The organism is Vibrio sp. 10N.261.51.A3, from assembly GCF_041471965.1.
In the GTDB taxonomy this organism is placed as follows: Bacteria; Pseudomonadota; Gammaproteobacteria; order Enterobacterales; family Vibrionaceae; genus Vibrio; species Vibrio crassostreae_C.
Map to the genome: position 1 here is coordinate 1 of NZ_JBFRPK010000031.1, position 18,676 is coordinate 18,676.

Sequence of the window (18,676 nt, forward strand, 5' to 3'; positions counted from 1 at the left end):
TTTGTGTATAAGAGACAGCCGTAAAGGAGCCTTTCTTAATTTGAGCTCCCCAGCGCTACACGTGCGAGCATAGCTAAAAATACCTAACTTGGTTCAAAGCTTTAGTTTCAAGACTAGAGAATGAATGTTGTTTGAGGTAAGTTGAAACAATCATTCCCAAATTTCATGAATATAACCCAATGCTACTCGAAGGAATCGAAACTCTACTGGTATTGAGTAAAGCAAAGACCATGAGCCGCACAGGCAGTTTGCTTTATATCAGCCAATCAGCGGTCAGCAAACGGATTGCGAATTTAGAAAAGAAGCTAGGTAAAAAGCTCATTGAACCGAGTGGCCGACAGATAAAACTCACGCCAGATGCGATAGCATTAATAGAGAGTATTGGCCCGACATTCAATGAACTTCGTGGGCTTATTTATGAACAGCAAGAGTTGGAAGATACCACTCTCATCACCCTAGACAGCAATAAGTCTCTGATAGCCGGTTATTTAGGTGAGATGATGGGCCAATTTATCCAGCAAGATAAGTACATCACCATTACCACCAACCACACGCCGAGAATTATCGAACGGGTGCAGTCCGGCAAGGCGACCTTGGGGTTGTGTGCTGGCTTACTGCCACCACATCATGGGTTGATGACCTTCCATCTTTTTGATGAACCGTTTTACATAGTGAGTAAGTCGCCGCTAACGGATCTCCCTCCAATGGTCATCACTAACGACATGACCAATCCAGCCAATTCTTATCAACTTTCTGTATTAGAAAAATTTGGTATCAAACCCTTGATGGAGATGGATGCCTACACCGCAGCGGCGCAACTTGCATTGGGCGGGACTGGGCCAGCGTTGATCCCGCTCTCTATCGTAAAAACACTCAATATTGAGCCTCAATATCTGTATAGCTTCACCGAATTAGCAGGCTTGATTCGGCCGATTCATATCTGTGTCAGACCAAATAGTTACCAGTCTCCACGAGTTAAAACACTGATAGAATCCATTGTTGATGCTGTTCCCAAAGCAGTTTAGACGCCATTAGCATCGACATCACGATCACAAGGGGGCGAATCCATTTCTGCCCTTTTGTCACCACCACTTTAGCGCCAAGCTGAGCGCCCATAAATCCACCGACCGCCATCACTAATCCCAACTCCCAAATAGGCAAACCAGCCAAAATAAAGAAAATTAAGGCAGCGATATTCGAGGTAAAGTTAAGTACTTTAGTACGCGCCGTAGCATCGACTAACGAGAAGTGACCAATAGCAACAAAGCAGACGGTGAAGATAGAACCTGTTCCCGGGCCAAAAAAGCCATCATAGAAACCCACGCCGCCACCAATACACAGAGCAAACATCGCCTCAGAGATCTTCTGTTTTCCTTCAGACGCTCTAGTTTGGGGTGCCAACAGGAAATAGAGAGAGATAGCGATAAGCAGCAGTGGGATAACACTGGTCAGTAGGCTCGCATCAATGTGCTGGACTAACTCAGCGCCAATTGCAGAGCCAATAAAGGTACAAAAGATAGCAAGGCGCATCTCTTTGATGCTGACGATACCGTTGCGCACGAAATACCAACTCGCGGAGAAGCTGCCAAATGAGCTTTGGAGTTTGTTGGTTGCCAGTGCCTGCGTGGGTGGAACTCCAGCCGCTAGCAATGCAGGTAGAGTCAGTAACCCACCGCCGCCAGCCATTGCATCAATAAAGCCTGCTGCCGTTGCAACAACAAACAAGATAGCCAATATTTCTAGAGTAATTTCCATATACCCAACGCCTTAAAATCCTGTGTAGCGACAAGTTACCACTCACAGCAGACGAGCAATAACGAAACACAAGATTCTAACCTATTCCAAATATTCATCATTAAGCTACCGCGGAATAACAGACATAAAAAAGCCCACTCCGAGGAGTGGGCTTTGAGCATTTATATCCGCATATCAGCGATACACTTTAGGCGATTAAGCTTGAGAAGCTTTAACCTGAGCGTGTAGCTCTTGAACTGAAGTTACTGACGTTTTCGCGTCTGCAGTGTGCGCCATACAAGTCGCGAATGCAGCATTTAGCGTAGTCGTGTAGTTAACTTTCTCAGCAAGTGCACCACGACGAAGAACTTTAGAATCTTCAATCGCTTGACGGCCAGCTGCAGTGTTCACGATGTACGTATACTCGTTGTTCTTGATACGGTCAAGAATGTGAGGACGACCTTCGTGTACCTTGTTTACTAGACGTGGGTTGATGCCCGCTTCGCCAAGGATAACCGCAGTACCGTGAGTTGCGTCTAGCTGGTAACCAAGCTTAGATAGTTTAGATGCTAGGTCAACAACACGCTCTTTGTCGCCTTCGCGAACAGAAAGAAGTGCACGACCGCCTTCTGGGTAGATGTTACCACAACCCAATTCAGCTTTAGAGTATGCTTCTGCGAACGTCGCACCAACACCCATAACTTCACCAGTAGAGCGCATTTCTGGGCCTAACAGTGGGTCAACACCAGGGAACTTGTTGAATGGAAGTACAACTTCTTTCACTGAGTAGTAAGGTGGGATGATTTCTTTCGTAAAGCCTTGAGACTCTAGAGATTGACCCGCCATTACACGAGCGGCAATCTTAGCGATTGGCGCACCAGTTGCTTTAGATACGAATGGAACCGTACGTGCTGCACGAGGGTTAACCTCGATTAGGTACACTTCATTGTTCTTAACAGCAAACTGCGTGTTCATCAGACCACGAACACCCAACTCGAACGCTAGCTTTTCAACTTGCTCGCGCATTACGTCTTGGATTTCTTGGCTTAGCGTGTATGCAGGAAGAGAACATGCTGAGTCACCAGAGTGAACACCCGCTTGCTCGATGTGCTCCATAATACCGCCGATTACAACGCGCTCACCGTCACAAATCGCATCTACGTCTACTTCAACAGCGTCATCTAGGAAGCTATCAAGTAGTACTGGAGATTCGTTGGATACGCTAACTGCTTCGTTGAAGTAGCGACGTAGGTCTTGCTCGTCGTATACGATTTCCATCGCACGACCACCAAGTACGTAAGAAGGACGTACAACAAGTGGGAAGCCGATTTCACGAGATTTCTCTACCGCTTGCTCCATTGTTGTTACTGTCGCGTTTTCTGGTTGAAGTAGGCCTAGACGGTCTACAGCAACTTGGAAACGCTCACGGTCTTCTGCACGGTCGATTGCGTCTGGGCTAGTACCGATGATTGGTACGCCAGCAGCTTCAAGAGCACGTGCCAGTTTAAGTGGCGTTTGACCACCGTACTGAACGATAACGCCTTTTGGCTTCTCAACACGAGCGATTGCTAGTACGTCTTCCAGAGTTACTGGTTCGAAGTACAGACGGTCAGACGTATCGTAGTCTGTAGAAACTGTCTCAGGGTTACAGTTAACCATGATAGTTTCGTAGCCATCTTCACGTAGCGCTAGTGATGCGTGTACACAACAGTAGTCAAATTCAATGCCTTGGCCGATACGGTTTGGACCGCCGCCTAGAATCATGATTTTTTCTTTGTCTGTTGGGTTTGCTTCACACTCGTCATCGTAAGATGAGTACATGTAAGCCGTATCTGAAGAGAACTCAGCTGCACACGTATCTACACGCTTGTATACCGGGTGGATATCGTATTGGTCACGTAGACGACGGATTTCGCTTTCCGCTACACCTAGAATCTTAGATAGGCGCGCATCAGCAAAACCTTTACGCTTAAGCTTGTTTAGCTCGTCTTTATTTAGACCAGCAAAGCCTTTCGCTTTAAGTTCTTGCTCTAGCTTAACGATGTCTTCGATTTGAACTAGGAACCAACGGTCGATTTGCGTTAGGTTGAATACACCATCTACCGACATACCAGCACGGAATGCGTCAGCGATGTACCAAATACGCTCTGCGCCAGCTTCTTTAAGTTCGTGACGGATAGTCGTTAGAGCATCTGGTGCGTCTAGGTCTACCATTTCGTCAAAACCAGTCGCGCCAACTTCTAGGCCGCGAAGTGCTTTTTGTAGAGATTCTTGTTGGTTACGGCCGATAGCCATAACTTCACCAACCGACTTCATTTGCGTCGTTAGGCGGTCGTTAGCACCTGCAAACTTCTCGAAGTTAAAACGAGGAATCTTAGTTACTACGTAGTCGATTGTTGGTTCGAATGATGCTGGAGTTGCGCCGCCAGTGATGTCATTCATTAGCTCGTCTAGCGTGAAACCAACAGCCAGTTTCGCTGCAATCTTAGCGATTGGGAAACCTGTTGCTTTAGATGCTAGTGCAGAAGAGCGAGATACACGTGGGTTCATTTCGATGATAACCATACGGCCATCTTTCGGGTTGATACCAAACTGTACGTTTGAACCACCTGTTTCAACACCAATCTCACGCAGTACTGCTAGAGATGCGTTACGCATTAGTTGGTATTCTTTATCTGTCAGCGTTTGAGCTGGAGCCACAGTGATTGAGTCACCTGTGTGAATACCCATTGGGTCGAAGTTTTCAATCGCACATACGATGATGCAGTTGTCGTTTTTGTCACGAACCACTTCCATCTCGTACTCTTTCCAACCGATAAGTGATTCATCGATAAGAAGTTCATTAGTTGGAGATAGATCCAAACCACGACGACAGATTTCTTCAAATTCTTCTTTGTTGTAAGCGATACCGCCACCAGTACCACCCATCGTGAACGATGGACGAATGATACAAGGGAAGCCAACCATGTCTAAAACTTTGTAAGCTTCTTCCATCGTTTTCGCTGTATCAGCAGTTGGACACTCAAGGCCAATTGCTTTCATTGCTTTATCGAAGCGTGAACGGTCTTCTGCTTTATCGATAGCGTCAGCCGTTGCACCAATCATTTCAACACCGAACTCTTCAAGAACGCCGTGCTTTTCTAGGTCTAGAGCACAGTTCAATGCAGTTTGGCCACCCATAGTAGGTAGAACTGCATCAGGCTTCTCTTTAGCGATGATGTTACGCACAACTTCCCATTGGATAGGCTCGATGTAAGTTGCATCTGCCATGTCTGGGTCAGTCATGATTGTCGCTGGGTTCGAGTTTACAAGAATAACTCGGTAACCTTCTTCGCGAAGCGCTTTACAAGCTTGAGCACCAGAGTAATCGAACTCACATGCTTGGCCGATAACGATCGGGCCAGCACCTAGAATAAGAATACTTTTAATGTCAGTACGTTTTGGCATTGTCTACTACTCCGAATTACGCTGTGTGCTGTTTGATTAGTTCAATAAAGTGGTCGAATAACGGCGCTGCGTCTTCTGGACCTGGGCTCGCTTCAGGGTGACCTTGGAAGCTGAATGCTGGTTTGTCTGTACGGTGAATACCTTGTAGAGAACCATCAAATAGTGATTTGTGCGTTGCACGTAGTGTCTCTGGAAGAGTTTCTTCGTCAGCAGCAAAGCCGTGGTTTTGCGAAGTAATCATCACAACATCACGATCTAAATCTTTCACTGGGTGGTTTGCACCGTGGTGACCAAACTTCATCTTCACTGTCTTAGCGCCTGACGCAAGAGCAAGAATCTGGTGACCTAGACAGATACCGAAGATTGGTAAACCTTTTTCTAGGAACACTTTTGTCGCTTCAATTGCGTAAGTACATGGTTCTGGGTCACCAGGGCCATTTGAAAGGAAAACACCGTCTGGGTTCAGAGCAAGTACTTCTTCAGCTGAAGTCTCAGCAGGAACAACCGTTAGGCGGCAGCCGCGGTCAACAAGCATTCGTAGGATATTTCGTTTTGCACCGAAGTCATAAGCAACAACGTGGTATGGCAATTCTGAGTCTGCTTTCGCTTCAGGAAGTCCACCCGTAAGCGTCCACGAACCTTGTTTCCATTGATACGCTTCTTTTGTTGTAACTTCTTTCGCAAGGTCCATACCTTTCAGGCCAGGGAATTCTTTTGCTTTAGCTAGAGCCAAAGCTTCGTCTAAATTGTTACCAGCTACGATACAACCGTTCTGTGCGCCTTTTTCACGAAGAATACGCGTCAGCTTACGAGTATCGATATCAGCGATACCAACAACGTTTTGCGACTTAAGGTAATCAGAAAGGGATTGTTCATTACGGAAGTTAGAAGCGATTAGAGGGAGATCGCGAATCACAAGGCCTTGAGCGTGGATTGAAGAAGATTCTTCGTCTTCGGAATTGGTTCCGGTATTGCCAATGTGAGGGTAAGTAAGGGTAACGATTTGTTGAGAATAGGAAGGATCAGTGAGGATTTCTTGGTACCCCGTCATCGAGGTATTAAAAACGACTTCACCAACTGCAGAACCTACAGCGCCAATGGCTTCACCGTGAAATACTGTCCCATCTTCTAGGACGAGTAGTGCTGACTTCTTCAAGACAACCTCCAGAAATAAAAATGCATTAAAATTGATTTAATTTGCAAATCTACCTTCCTGCAACACCAAAAACTGCGTGTTTATGGAAATTAGACAAATTGGCGGTATTTTAGTGATCTGCGTGATACGTGTCAACATTTAACTCAAAAGAAATTAAACATTTGTAAGGACTAATTCAATTTCCCCCCTCAAAGCTCCAAAAGTTCAACTTTCATACGCATTTAGCTCGAATATTACGATTTTCTAATTTTCACCCCTCATTTTAGCCAACCATAGAGTAACAAAAATATCAGCAACAAAACGCAATCGATAAATACAAAGAGAAAACATGGTAATTTAAAGGTCTAAAACAAAAAACACACTAAAGACCACATAAGTAGCATAGAAATAGAGTCAAAAAGGCGATAATAAGAAAGCAAAAGGAAGATCGTAGAAGTGAGTTTACTAAGGAAAAGGCACCAAATAAAGAAAGCGCCGGCAATTGCCAGCGCATAAATATCTATTTATAGGTCATTCAAACCAAGCACATCCGTCATGGTATAAAAGCCTGCTGGTTTATCATTTAACCAAACCGCGGCCTTGATTGCGCCATTAGCAAAGGTCATTCTATCAGTGGCTTTATGGGTAATTTCCACTCGTTCACCGATATCAGCAAACATAGCGGTGTGTTCACCAATAATGTCACCGGCACGAATCGTCGCGAAACCAATCTCATCTTTAGTACGCTCACCAGTAATACCTTCGCGTGACCATACAGCTACATCGTTCAGCTCGTTGCCCATCGCACCCGCAATAGCTTCGCCCATCCCAATCGCAGTACCTGACGGTGCATCGACTTTATGACGGTGATGAGCCTCAACGATCTCGACATCACAGTAATCGCCCATCACTTTAGCGGCCTTCTCTAGCAGCTTAAAGACCAGGTTCACACCAACGCTGTAGTTAGGTGCCATTACGATAGCCATCTCTTTTGAAGCAGCATCAATTACCTGCTTCTCTTCTTCAGAGAAGCCCGTTGTACCGATGATCAGTTTTTTACCGTGACGTTTACAAAGTTCAATATTCGCTAATGTGCTAACAGGGGCAGTAAAATCGACAATCACATCAAACTCTTCGATGGCTTTAGACAAATCATCGACTAAAGCAACATCAAAACGACCTTCACCGCATAACTCGCCGACATCTACGCCGACCAAAGATGACTCTGGACGCTCTGAACCAGCTCCAACACTTGCTTCTGAATTATGATGAGCGGCTTTCACCAAGTTGCGGCCCATGCGGCCCGCTGCTCCTGCAATTGCAATTCTTACCACTGCGAATATCTCCATTGTTTTGGTTACCGTTGCCACTTATCTCTTGCAGCAACGTTCAATCGATTAATCTCTTTAAACTAACAACAATCTCAAACTCAGGCTAGCAATTACGAAAACTCTTTTATTACTCGCTCTAAAATTGGCACATTTGCCTCTGGGAAGGCGTATTGATTCAATGATTCTAGGCTTACCCATTCACCTTGCTGACCTTCTTTACCATAAGGCTGCTCTTCAAAATCAGTCACGAGAATGAAATCGAACTTAAGTGACTTATCCGTGTAATCAAATTCAAGATGCTCAAACAGAGACTGCTCGGTCACCTTGATACCGACCTCTTCATCAAGCTCGCGAGTCATCGCTTGCTCAATAGTTTCGCCCTCTTCAACCTTGCCACCTGGAAATTCCCAGAAGCCACCTTTGTGCTTGTCATCTGGACGCTTAGTGATAAAGACCTGTGACTTATCTTGATTGAAGATAATACCCGCTACGATATGGATTCTTTTCATTGATGGTGTTCCTTAATAAAACGCTGAACTCACATAGTCCCTAAATACGTCATCCTCAAGAAAGAGGAACGACTGAGTTGGGGATCTAAAACTACGCGAGCCTAACTAAACAAGATTCCCTACTACGCTCACTCCTCGCTATAGGGAATGACAACTTCCTTGCGTAACAAAGTAAGCCATGAAATTTACATACAAAAAGAGCCGCCTAAGCGACTCTTTATATTCTATTTGTCAGTTTTATGAAGCTAAGTTGTAGTGTATGAGAGCAAGGCGGTGGCACGGAGCTTACGACTGTAAGTGAGTACCACCAACGCAGCTATCATGCGCTACAGCAACGATTCATTAAACTTACGCGATTTTACCGTGACACTGCTTGTACTTCTTACCGCTACCACATGGGCATGGCTCGTTACGGCCAACTTTACGCTCGTCACGCACTACCGTTTGTGGAGATGCCGCTTCAGCTTCATCGTCAGCTAGCTGGTTTTCAGCTGTTGCATGTTGCGCTTGTGCACGACGCGCCGCTTCTTCAGCTTGAGCTTGACGTTGAGCTTCCATCTTTTCAACTTCTTCTTGTTGCTGAACGCGCACTTTAGAAAGGATGGTAACAACGTCTGTTTTCAGTACATCTAGTAGGCCTTCAAACAGTTCAAACGACTCGCGCTTGTACTCTTGTTTCGGGTTCTTCTGAGCATAACCACGTAAGTGGATACCTTGACGAAGGTGATCCATCGCAGCCAAGTGCTCTTTCCAAAGGCCGTCTAGCGTTTGTAGCATCACAGATTTCTCGAAGTTACGCAGTACTTGAGCACCAACCACTTCTTCTTTCTGTTTGTACGAATCAACCGCCATAGCAAGAATACGCTCACGCAATGCTTCTTCATAAAGCTTGTCGTCTTCGTCTAACCAACCTTGAATATCAAAGTCTAGATCGAAGTCATTCTTCAGACGATCTTGCAGACCCGCGATATCCCACATATCTTCAAGAGACTGAGGTGCGATGTATTCATCAATCACTGATGCCAATACATCTTCACGGTTGTGTTCGATCATCTCGCTGATATCGTCAGAGCTCATCAGTTCATCACGAAGCTCATAAACCACTTTACGTTGGTCATTGGCTACATCATCGTACTCAAGAAGCTGCTTACGAATATCGAAGTTACGACCTTCAACTTTACGTTGTGCTTTTTCAATTGAGCGAGAAAGCATCTTAGATTCGATCGCTTCGCCTTCGTCCATACCACTTTGGATAAGACCAGCCATACGATCCGATGTGAAGATACGTAGCAGAGAATCTTCCATTGATAGGTAGAAACGAGAAGAACCCGCATCACCTTGACGACCAGAACGACCACGTAGCTGGTTGTCGATACGGCGAGATTCATGACGCTCAGTACCAATGATGTGCAGACCACCTGACTCAAGCACTTTATCGTGGATTACTCTCCAGTCAGCTTTGATCTTCTCGATCTGCTCTTTGGTTGGATTCTCTAGCTTCTCAACTTGTGCCTGCCAGCTACCACCTAATACGATATCGGTACCACGACCAGCCATGTTAGTTGCGATAGTTACCGCACTCGGCATACCAGCTTGTGCAACGATCTCTGCTTCCATTTCGTGGAATTTAGCATTTAGAACGCTGTGCTTAATTTTTGCTTTTTTCAGTGCGTTAGACAGTAGTTCAGACTTCTCGATAGAAACCGTACCAACCAATGATGGCTGACCAGCAGCTACACGGTCTTTGATGTCTTCAATGATCGCATTGAACTTGTCTTCTTCGGTACGATAAACCACATCTGGCATATCGTTACGAACCATAGGCTTGTTGGTTGGGATAACCACTGTTTCTAGGCCGTAGATAGACTGGAATTCGAAAGCTTCTGTATCGGCTGTACCTGTCATACCTGACAGCTTTTCGTATAGACGGAAGAAGTTCTGGAATGTAATCGATGCTAGCGTCTGGTTTTCATTCTGAATCTTCACACCTTCTTTAGCTTCAACAGCTTGGTGTAAACCTTCAGACCAACGACGACCTGGCATAGTACGACCAGTATGTTCATCAACGATAACCACTTCGCCTTCTTCAGTAACGATGTAGTCGACGTCTTTCTCAAACAGTACGTGTGCACGCAGCGCTGCATTAACATGGTGCAATAAGCTGATGTTTGTCGGAGAGTAAAGCGTATCACCCTCTTCCATCAGGCCGTTTTTGACCATTAGCTCTTCTACAAATTCTTGACCGTTTTCAGTCAGGTGAACTTGTTTCGATTTCTCGTCCATGGTGTAGTGACCTTCACCACGGTACTCTTCAGAATCTTCTTTATCTTGGCGCTCAAGGTTAGGGATCAACGTGTTAATACGCGTGTAAAGATCTGAACTATCTTCAGCTGGGCCAGAGATAATAAGTGGAGTACGAGCTTCATCGATTAAGATTGAGTCAACCTCATCGACAACTGCAAAGAAGCGCTCACGTTGAACACGATCTTCAGCACGGAAAGCCATGTTGTCACGTAGGTAATCGAAGCCAAACTCGTTGTTTGTTCCGTATAGGATATCCGCTTGGTACGCTTCTTTCTTCTCTGGTGGAGCCATGTTTGGCACGTTCACGCCAACAGTCATACCAAGGAATTCAAATAATGGGCGGTTTGTTTCCGCATCACGCTTCGCTAGGTAGTCGTTCACCGTTACTACGTGAACACCTTTGCTAGGTAGGGCGTTAAGATAAGCTGGTAGGGTTGCTGTAAGAGTCTTACCTTCACCAGTACGCATTTCTGCAATTTGGCCAGCATTTAGAACCATGCCACCAATCATTTGCACGTCAAAGTGACGCATGCCGTAAACACGCTTAGACGCTTCACGTACCGTAGCAAATGCTTCAGGTAGAAGTTGGTCTAGCGATTCACCTTTATCTAAGCGCTCACGAAACTCAACCGTTTTTGCTTTTAGTTCTTCGTCTGAAAGTGCTTCAAACGTTGGTTCGAAGTTATTAATTTCTTTTACAATTTTTCTAAGGCGGCGCAGTGTTCTGTCATTGCGACTGCCAATTACCTTTGTCAGCAGCTTAGTAATCATGTGCTTGGAATCTCTTCGTTCTCAGATCGTCCGCGATCTATTTTAAATGCCGTCAGTGTCTCTACTAGCTATGAACTAGTCTTCAGTTACTAACCAAGGATACTGAGATAAATCTAGTATCTTTGATATTGTACTTGAGAGTAGAGTTTTCAAGGCTTGAGTTAAAATTAATGCCCTTTAGTGTAAGTAATTTTCACACCAACGACCATTTATAACCCCATTTGTTTGATGTGCTTGGAACTTTTCTTTCTAATTGCTGATGGATTAGCCAGACTGCAGCTCATTGGGAGACAACTTTCGGATGTTGACGACACTGTATCTGGAAAATAGATACAAAAAAACCAGGTCAATGACCTGGTTTTCGAAATCTTATATTGTTGTAAACAACAATTACGCTAGAACCATTCCTGGCTCAGCAAATGCAACAGGAGAGCCTACTTCTTCTTCGAATGTTGCCCATTCCCAAGCTTCTGCGTCAGCAAGTACTGCACGTAGTAGTTGGTTGTTTAGGCCGTGACCTGATTTGTATGCACGGAACTCACCAATAATAGCGTGTCCACACATGTACAAGTCACCAATCGCATCTAGTACTTTATGAGTTACGAACTCATTGTCAAAACGTAGACCTTCTTCATTAAGAATTCGGTATTCGTCCAGTACGATAGCATTATCAAAGCTACCACCAAGTACTAGGTTTTGAGATTGTAGATACTCAATGTCGCGCATGAAGCCGAAAGTACGAGCGCGAGAAATTTCTTTCACAAAACCTTGTGAAGAGAAATCAAACAACAAACGTTGCTCATCAGATTCAATTGCTGGGTGGTTAAAGTCGATCTCAAAGTCCATACGGAAGCCGTTAAATGGAACAAATTCTGCCCACTTATCGCCATCTTCAAAACGGATAGGCTTTTTGATACGAATAAAACGCTTCGCTGCATTCAGTGTTTCTACACCCGCTTGCTGTAGCAAGTATACGAATGGGCTTGCGCTACCATCCATAATTGGGATTTCAGGAGCATCTACTTCAACAATAATGTTGTCGATGCCCATACCCGCTAAAGCTGCGTTAAGGTGTTCCACTGTAGAGATACGTACGCCTTCGTCATTAACAAGAGCTGTACATAGCATAGTGTCACGAACTGACGCTGGATCAGCTGGGAAATCTACAGGTGGATTTACATCTGTACGACGATAAACAATACCTGTATTTGCAGCTGCCGGGCGAAGAGTAAGTGTGACTTTACGACCAGAGTGGAGACCCACACCAGTTGTTTTCACAATTTCTTTCAGAGTACGTTGTCTGATCATCTGCTTGCCTCGTTATCAGTGCTACAAATCACGGTCAGTATTTACCGACCGCGAATTTTACCATTAATTCGACGATAGTCAAATTTTGGGTATTTGTTAATCAGCCTGACGTCGTAAGAATGCTGGAATATCTAAGTATCCACTCTCTTTCTCAGCCTTAGGTGCTGCACTTTGGCTAGCGCCTGTACCTGAAGAAACAGGTGACGTTGTTGGCTGCGGCTTAACTTGAGGTTTAACCTCAGTTTTTTCTTGCAATGGTTGTGCCACTTTCTCTTCCACTTTTGGTGCAGTTTGAGCCGCTACCTGTGGTTGAGGAGTTGGTGCAACCTTAGCTTTACCACCAGCAACTAATGTAATGTCTGGTTTTTTCTCTGTGCCGATACCTGTTGCTACAACAGTTACACGGATTTCATCCGTCATATCAGGGTCTAGAGAAGTACCAATCACAACTGTTGCGTTATCAGATGCGAATGCCTTAACTGTATTACCTACTGTTTCGAATTCATCTAGACGCATATCTAGGCCTGCTGTGATGTTCACAAGAACGCCACGTGCGCCAGCTAGGTCGATGTCTTCTAGTAGTGGGCTAGAAATTGCCGTTTCAGCAGCTTCTTCAGCACGGTCTTCACCTTTTGCGATACCGCTACCCATCATTGCATGACCCATCTCAGACATTACGGTGCGAACATCCGCGAAATCGACGTTAATCATACCAGGGCGAGTAATTAGCTCAGCGATACCTTGTACAGCGTTTTTAAGTACATCATTTGCACTTGCGAAAGCTTCTAGCAGAGTTACGCCGCGGCCAAGTACTTTAAGTAGCTTTTCATTTGGAATCGTAATTAATGAATCCACATGTTTAGAAAGCTCTTCAATACCTTGCTCAGCAAACGCTAAACGCTTTTTGCCTTCAAAGCTAAATGGCTTAGTTACAACAGCAACCGTCAGCACACCCAACTCTTTCGCAACTTCAGCAATAACTGGAGCAGCACCTGTACCAGTACCACCGCCCATACCAGCTGCGATAAATACCATATCGGCGCCAGTTAGAACTTCTTTAATTCTTTCTCGATCTTCGAGAGCTGCATCACGGCCTACTTGTGGGTTTGCACCAGCGCCCAAACCTTTAGTGATATCACCACCAATTTGGATCACGCTGCTCACGCTTGTTTTACGAAGTGCTTGTGCATCAGTGTTAACACTGATGAATTCTACGCCTTCGATTGATTCACGTACCATGTGCTCAACAGCGTTACCGCCACCGCCACCAACTCCAACGACTTTAATTACTGCATCGTCAGACATTTCCATCATCGGTTCAAACATGTGTTATCTCCGTTTTTTCCTGCAACTCAGGTTAAAACTCTTTTTGTATCCAATTACGCAATTTGCCAAATAAACCAGACATAGAAGGTGCTGAACGCTTAGGTTCGCTGTAATCACCTTCATCACTGATCTGACAATCTCTTGCGTAATGAAGTAAACCAACCGCCGTAGAATGATACGGCTCTTTAACATAGTCAGTTAAGCCACTAACTTCTAACGGCTTACCAACTCGAACTTGATTGCGGAAAACACGTTCCGCACACTCTACCAATCCGTCAATTTGTGCCGCTCCACCAGTAAGAACGACGCCAGCTGCAAGGTGGTGTTTAATACCTTCATCTCGTAGCTGTAATTGAACCGTATCAATAGTTTGGTTAACGAGACCCATAAGTTCAGTGTAACGTGGTTCAATCACTTCCGACAAAGTTTGTCGTTGCAAACTTCTCGATGGGCGACCACCAACACTTGGGACGTTAACAGAGTCATCCTTGCTTACGAGTTCACTCAGAGCGCAACCATGGTTTACTTTTATCTCTTCAGCATCGCTCACTGGCGTGCCGAAAGCGAAGGCAATATCACTGGTTACTGCATTTCCTGCGTAGGAAAAGACTTCTGTGTGTCGAAGTGCGCCGCCAGTCCAAATGGAAATATCCATTGTACCCGCACCGATATCGACAACACATACTCCAAGCTCTCTCTCGTCTTCAGTAATTACCGCATTGCTTGAGGCAAGTCCTGAAAACACGATTTGTTCTACTGTGAGACCACATCGTTCAACAGCTTTAATAATGTTTCTCGCCATGTCGCTATGGCAAGAAATTAGGTGAACACTGACTTCCATTCGAACACCAGATAAGCCAAGTGGGTTCTTAATCCCTTCTTGATAATCAATGGTAAATTCTTGTGGGATCACGTGCAGAATTCTCTGCTCATCACCTATTTTAATTGATTTCGCGGTATGGATCGCTCGATCCATATCGTCTTGAGACACCTCTTCATCAGAGATAGTGCCCATGCCTTTTTCAATTCGGCTTGCGATATGTTTGCCTGATAGCGAGATAAACACATTGCTGATTTGGCATTCCGCCATCAACTCTGCTTGATCAATTGCTCGCTGAACTGACTTAACTACCGACTCTAGGTCGTTCACACCACCTTTATCCATACCTCTGGATGGGCTTTGCCCAGAGCCAATGATATTGATTTGACCATCAGGCAATATTTCACCAACCAGAGCTGATATGGTCGCAGTGCCTATATCAAGACCAACGATTATGTTGTCATCTGCGGTCTTAGTCATCTGTGCTCTCTTCTAACTCTTGCTCTGGAAACCAGCCTACAGCGGCTCCCGTATCATACCTGAGGTCGATGTAGCTCACTTGATTCGCTTTACTACCAAGTTCGTTGTAAAGCGAAATGAAGCGTTCAACACGCTCATCTAAAGAATCTTTACCTAGTTCTAAACGGATACCGTTATCTAGGATTATTTGCCAAGCGCGACGCTCATTGAGAACGAGAGAGGTAACGGTTAACCCTAGACTGTTAATCAAAGGGGTTATCTGTCGCCACTTTTCTATCACTTCTTGGCTGGTGCCGTCTGGGCCGTAAAGCTTAACTCTATCGCCCTTCAACAGGCCGATATCACCATTAAACACCTGACCATCGTCATTCAGCAGCATGTTACCGTTCCAGATTGCTGCCGCATGGTACTCAGTCAAAAATACTTTTATTGTGTCTGGCCACTGCTTACGAATGGAGACCACTGAAACCCAAGGTAACGCTTCTAAACTGTCTTGCAACACACCGATGTCTTGCGACATGAAGGTTCCAATGTGCTCTAGCTCGCTAAAGGCATGTTGAACATCACCAGCGGTTACGTAAGTTAAGTCGCCTTGAAGTACTATTTTGGAGAGAGGCAATCGCTGATCGTCCCACATCCAAGTTAGTGTGGTATAGAAAAGAAACCCAATGAATAGCAATACCATGACAAAAAAAGACCCGCCTAAGGCGTGTTTCTTGAGCGACGGTAAACTGAATAGGTGGCGGTTTTCGCTAAAAGTACTTTCTACCAAAGCCCGCATTCCCTGTCGTTGGTTCGCAATTCTATTCCCTATCTTCGTAATAGAGGTAAAAGCACTTACTTTAACCTATGAATTATACTGAGCAAAATCAAACTATCAAACGTTGATAATAAGATTTTTGGTCAATTTTAGGTCAATCGCAAGAAGTGAGCGATTGACCACAGTCTGTAGACAGTATTCTGTTACGCGTTCTGCATTTTATTAATGTCTAACTGTAACGATTCCAACTGCTTCGCTACTCGACCAACATCGCCTGCACCCTGCGTTAAAACAAGGTCACCGCCTTGAATTACGTTGGCTAAAGCCGATGGCAGTGCGTTGATATCGGCAACAAAGATTGGGTCTATCTTACCACGCCCACGAATAGTTCGACTTAATGAACGTCCGTCAGCCCCTGCAATAGGTTTCTCACCTGCAGAATAAACATCTAACAGAATTAGGACATCAACCTGCTCAAGAACGTTCGCGAAATCATCATACAGATCGCGAGTACGGCTATAACGGTGCGGTTGGAAGATCATAACAAGACGTTTATCAGTCCAGCCACTACGAGCAGCTTGAATCGTCACATCAACTTCGGTTGGGTGATGACCGTAATCATCGACCAGCATTGCAACGCCTTTACCTGTTTCATACTCACCTAGGTGATCGAAACGGCGACCCGTGCCTTCCGTTCCCGCCATCGCTTTGAGAATCGCTTCATCGCTGATGTCATCTTCTGTTGCAACAGCAATCGCAGCCGATGCATTCAATGCGTTGTGGCGACCTGGAATGTTCAACGTGATATCTAAGTTAGCTTTACCTTCACGTACAACCGTAAACTTGCCTTGTTGACCTTCTTGTACGTAGTTTTCAATACGAATATCTGCGTCTTCAGAGAAGCCGTAAGTAATCACTTGGCGGCTCACCTGAGGGATAAGTTCACGTACAACAGGATCATCTACACACATCACAGCCTGGCCGTAGAACGGCAGGTTGTGTAAAAAATCAATAAATGTCTGCTTTAGCGTTTCGAAATCGCCGCCATAGGTATCCATATGATCCGCTTCAATGTTTGTCACGATACTAACCATAGGTTGCAGATGTAAGAATGACGCATCACTTTCATCAGCTTCAGCGATAAGGATACGGCTTGAACCTAAACGTGCGTTTGTGCCTGCACTTTTCACCAAACCACCGTTTACGAAGGTTGGATCTAGGCCGGCTTCCGAGTAAATCTGTGTCACTAGCGCAGTCGTGGTTGTTTTACCGTGCGTACCTGCCACAGCAATACCGTGACGAAAACGCATCAGCTCAGCCAGCATTTCTGCACGACGAACGATCGGTGTGCGCGCTTCACGAGCTGCAATAATTTCTGGGTTTTCTTCGTTGATAGCGGTTGAAACAACCACCACACTTGCGTCGGCAACGTTACTCGCTTGGTGACCGATATAAACGGTCGCACCCTTGCTAACTAAACGATCAGTCACTGGGTTTTGAGCAATATCAGAACCCGTGATCTGGTAGCCTTCATTTAGCAAGACTTCAGCAATCCCGCTCATTCCGGCACCACCAATACCAATGAAGTGGATAGATTTAACACGGCGCATCTCTGGCACCATTGCACGGATTTGCGCTAAGTCTTGGGTATGTTCAATCGTCATCAATTCAATCTCATTATTTTGCTAAAGCTTTAATCGCTTCAGCGACGGTCACATCAGCATCAAGCTTGGCGGCTTGACGAGCTTTTGTTGCCATCATTTTTAATTCATTTCTATCAAGCTGCGCGATAGTGTTCGCTAGCTTATCAGCCGTTAGTTGAGGCTGTTCAATCATTAACGCTGCGCCACATTCAACTAAATGGTCGGCATTCAACGCTTGTTGTCTGTCTTTGTGCATAAACGGAACGAAGATAGAACCGACACCTGCCGCAGACACTTCTGATACGGTTAATGCACCTGAGCGACACACTAATAGATCTGCCCACTCATAAGCTTGCGCCACATCATCAATAAATTCAGTCACTTGAACATTACCAACAGAATGTGATTTGTATTGCTCAATAACTTGTTGTTGATTGTTCTTACCCGCTTGGTGCATCACAGTGAAGCCTTCACCAAGCTGCGCCATCGTTACTGGCAAGGTATCGTTTAGGATTTTTGCGCCCTGACTGCCGCCCATAACCAAGATGCGGATGTCACCATCACGCTCAGCCATGCGTTGCTCGGGTTCAGCTAAGGCAACCACATCTTCGCGTACTGGGTTACCCACCACTTCTGCAGTAGGAAACGCACCAGGGAAAGCTTGGAAAACCTTTTTAGCAATCTTAGACAGCCATTGGTTGGTTAAACCTGCCACTGCATTTTGTTCATGGAGAACCACTGGAATGCCAGACAACCATGCCGCGATACCACCCGGGCCACTCACGTAGCCACCCATACCAAGTACCACATCAGGCTGCCATGCTTTGATGTGTTGCCTTGCTTGAAGTATGGCATTAATAATCTGGAACGGCGCTTTAATTAACTTGCTAATGCCTTGACCACGCAGGCCTTTCACTTTGATGAAGTCGATTTCAATGCCATGCTTTGGCACTAAATCCGCTTCCATTCTGTCTGCTGTGCCTAACCAGCGAATTTCCCAACCTTGTTGCTGAAGCTTTTTCGCTACTGCTAACCCTGGGAAAACGTGACCGCCAGTACCACCAGCCATCACTAAAAGTTTTTTGTTTTGTTTCATCACGTTAGATTC

The 18,676-nt window shown here is 45.2% G+C and carries 13 protein-coding genes; 1 reads left to right on the plus strand and 12 read right to left on the minus strand.

Translation table 11 applies throughout. From position 1 onward, the window contains the following. Positions 1–179 precede the first annotated feature (179 nt). Complete coding sequence (locus AB4371_RS08670; protein ID WP_102394343.1) at positions 180–1,025, plus strand: LysR family transcriptional regulator; 846 nt, start codon at positions 180–182, stop codon at positions 1,023–1,025. Here AB4371_RS08670 and AB4371_RS08675 read toward each other — a convergent pair. The 12 genes from AB4371_RS08675 to murG form a co-directional block, all read right to left on the minus strand. Next, complete coding sequence (locus AB4371_RS08675; protein ID WP_012603222.1) at positions 976–1,755, minus strand: TSUP family transporter; 780 nt, start codon at positions 1,753–1,755, stop codon at positions 976–978. The two genes, AB4371_RS08670 and AB4371_RS08675, sit on opposite strands and share 50 nt — an antisense overlap. A gap of 195 nt (positions 1,756–1,950) precedes the next feature. Next, entirely contained in the window at positions 1,951–5,181 is a 3,231-nt protein-coding gene (carB, locus tag AB4371_RS08680; RefSeq protein WP_017059294.1) for a carbamoyl-phosphate synthase large subunit, read from the minus strand. Between the two features lie 16 nt (positions 5,182–5,197). Continuing rightward, the gene (carA, locus tag AB4371_RS08685; RefSeq protein WP_048609692.1) at positions 5,198–6,337 is read right to left on the minus strand and encodes a glutamine-hydrolyzing carbamoyl-phosphate synthase small subunit; all 1,140 of its coding nucleotides are present in this window, start codon (positions 6,335–6,337) and stop codon (positions 5,198–5,200) included. Positions 6,338–6,840: 503 nt separating this feature from the next. Further along, positions 6,841–7,665, minus strand: coding sequence for a 4-hydroxy-tetrahydrodipicolinate reductase (dapB, locus tag AB4371_RS08690; RefSeq protein ID WP_020628676.1), 825 nt, complete (start codon positions 7,663–7,665; stop codon positions 6,841–6,843). A gap of 92 nt (positions 7,666–7,757) precedes the next feature. Further along, positions 7,758–8,156 carry an 8-oxo-dGTP diphosphatase MutT gene (gene mutT / locus AB4371_RS08695; protein WP_017062897.1) on the minus strand — a complete coding sequence of 133 codons (399 nt, stop codon included), beginning with the start codon at positions 8,154–8,156 and terminating at the stop codon, positions 7,758–7,760. A gap of 348 nt (positions 8,157–8,504) precedes the next feature. Then, on the minus strand, positions 8,505–11,231 hold the full coding sequence (gene secA, locus AB4371_RS08700; RefSeq protein ID WP_017059292.1) for a preprotein translocase subunit SecA: 2,727 nt from the start codon (positions 11,229–11,231) through the stop codon (positions 8,505–8,507). Positions 11,232–11,621: 390 nt separating this feature from the next. Further along, a complete protein-coding gene (gene lpxC, locus AB4371_RS08705) occupies positions 11,622–12,539 on the minus strand; it encodes a UDP-3-O-acyl-N-acetylglucosamine deacetylase (RefSeq protein WP_010434751.1) in 918 nt (305 codons plus the stop codon). Positions 12,540–12,635: 96 nt separating this feature from the next. Continuing rightward, a complete protein-coding gene (ftsZ, locus tag AB4371_RS08710) occupies positions 12,636–13,865 on the minus strand; it encodes a cell division protein FtsZ (protein ID WP_017059291.1) in 1,230 nt (409 codons plus the stop codon). A gap of 31 nt (positions 13,866–13,896) precedes the next feature. Continuing rightward, positions 13,897–15,165 carry a cell division protein FtsA gene (ftsA, locus tag AB4371_RS08715; RefSeq protein ID WP_010434747.1) on the minus strand — a complete coding sequence of 423 codons (1,269 nt, stop codon included), beginning with the start codon at positions 15,163–15,165 and terminating at the stop codon, positions 13,897–13,899. After that, entirely contained in the window at positions 15,158–15,850 is a 693-nt protein-coding gene (locus AB4371_RS08720) for a cell division protein FtsQ/DivIB (RefSeq protein WP_017059290.1), read from the minus strand. Before AB4371_RS08720 ends, ftsA begins: the two co-directional genes overlap by 8 nt. Positions 15,851–16,128: 278 nt before the next feature. Further along, entirely contained in the window at positions 16,129–17,589 is a 1,461-nt protein-coding gene (gene murC, locus AB4371_RS08725) for a UDP-N-acetylmuramate--L-alanine ligase (protein ID WP_017059288.1), read from the minus strand. 13 nt (positions 17,590–17,602) lie between these two features. Further along, complete coding sequence (gene murG, locus AB4371_RS08730) at positions 17,603–18,664, minus strand: undecaprenyldiphospho-muramoylpentapeptide beta-N-acetylglucosaminyltransferase (RefSeq protein ID WP_017062898.1); 1,062 nt, start codon at positions 18,662–18,664, stop codon at positions 17,603–17,605. Positions 18,665–18,676 lie beyond the last annotated feature (12 nt).

Excerpts from the sequence above, each read along its gene's own strand:
- ftsA (WP_010434747.1), bottom strand. The coding sequence starts at position 15,165 with ATGACTAAGACCGCAGATGACAACATAATCGTTGGTCTTGATATAGGC.
- mutT (WP_017062897.1), bottom strand. The coding sequence starts at position 8,156 with ATGAAAAGAATCCATATCGTAGCGGGTATTATCTTCAATCAAGATAAG.
- carB (WP_017059294.1), bottom strand. The coding sequence starts at position 5,181 with ATGCCAAAACGTACTGACATTAAAAGTATTCTTATTCTAGGTGCTGGC.
- secA (WP_017059292.1), bottom strand. The coding sequence starts at position 11,231 with ATGATTACTAAGCTGCTGACAAAGGTAATTGGCAGTCGCAATGACAGA.
- lpxC (WP_010434751.1), bottom strand. The coding sequence starts at position 12,539 with ATGATCAGACAACGTACTCTGAAAGAAATTGTGAAAACAACTGGTGTG.
- AB4371_RS08720 (WP_017059290.1), bottom strand. The coding sequence starts at position 15,850 with ATGGTATTGCTATTCATTGGGTTTCTTTTCTATACCACACTAACTTGG.
- AB4371_RS08675 (WP_012603222.1), bottom strand. The coding sequence starts at position 1,755 with ATGGAAATTACTCTAGAAATATTGGCTATCTTGTTTGTTGTTGCAACG.
- ftsZ (WP_017059291.1), bottom strand. The coding sequence starts at position 13,865 with ATGTTTGAACCGATGATGGAAATGTCTGACGATGCAGTAATTAAAGTC.
- AB4371_RS08670 (WP_102394343.1), top strand. The coding sequence starts at position 180 with ATGCTACTCGAAGGAATCGAAACTCTACTGGTATTGAGTAAAGCAAAG.
- murG (WP_017062898.1), bottom strand. The coding sequence starts at position 18,664 with ATGAAACAAAACAAAAAACTTTTAGTGATGGCTGGTGGTACTGGCGGT.
- murC (WP_017059288.1), bottom strand. The coding sequence starts at position 17,589 with ATGACGATTGAACATACCCAAGACTTAGCGCAAATCCGTGCAATGGTG.
- dapB (WP_020628676.1), bottom strand. The coding sequence starts at position 7,665 with ATGGAGATATTCGCAGTGGTAAGAATTGCAATTGCAGGAGCAGCGGGC.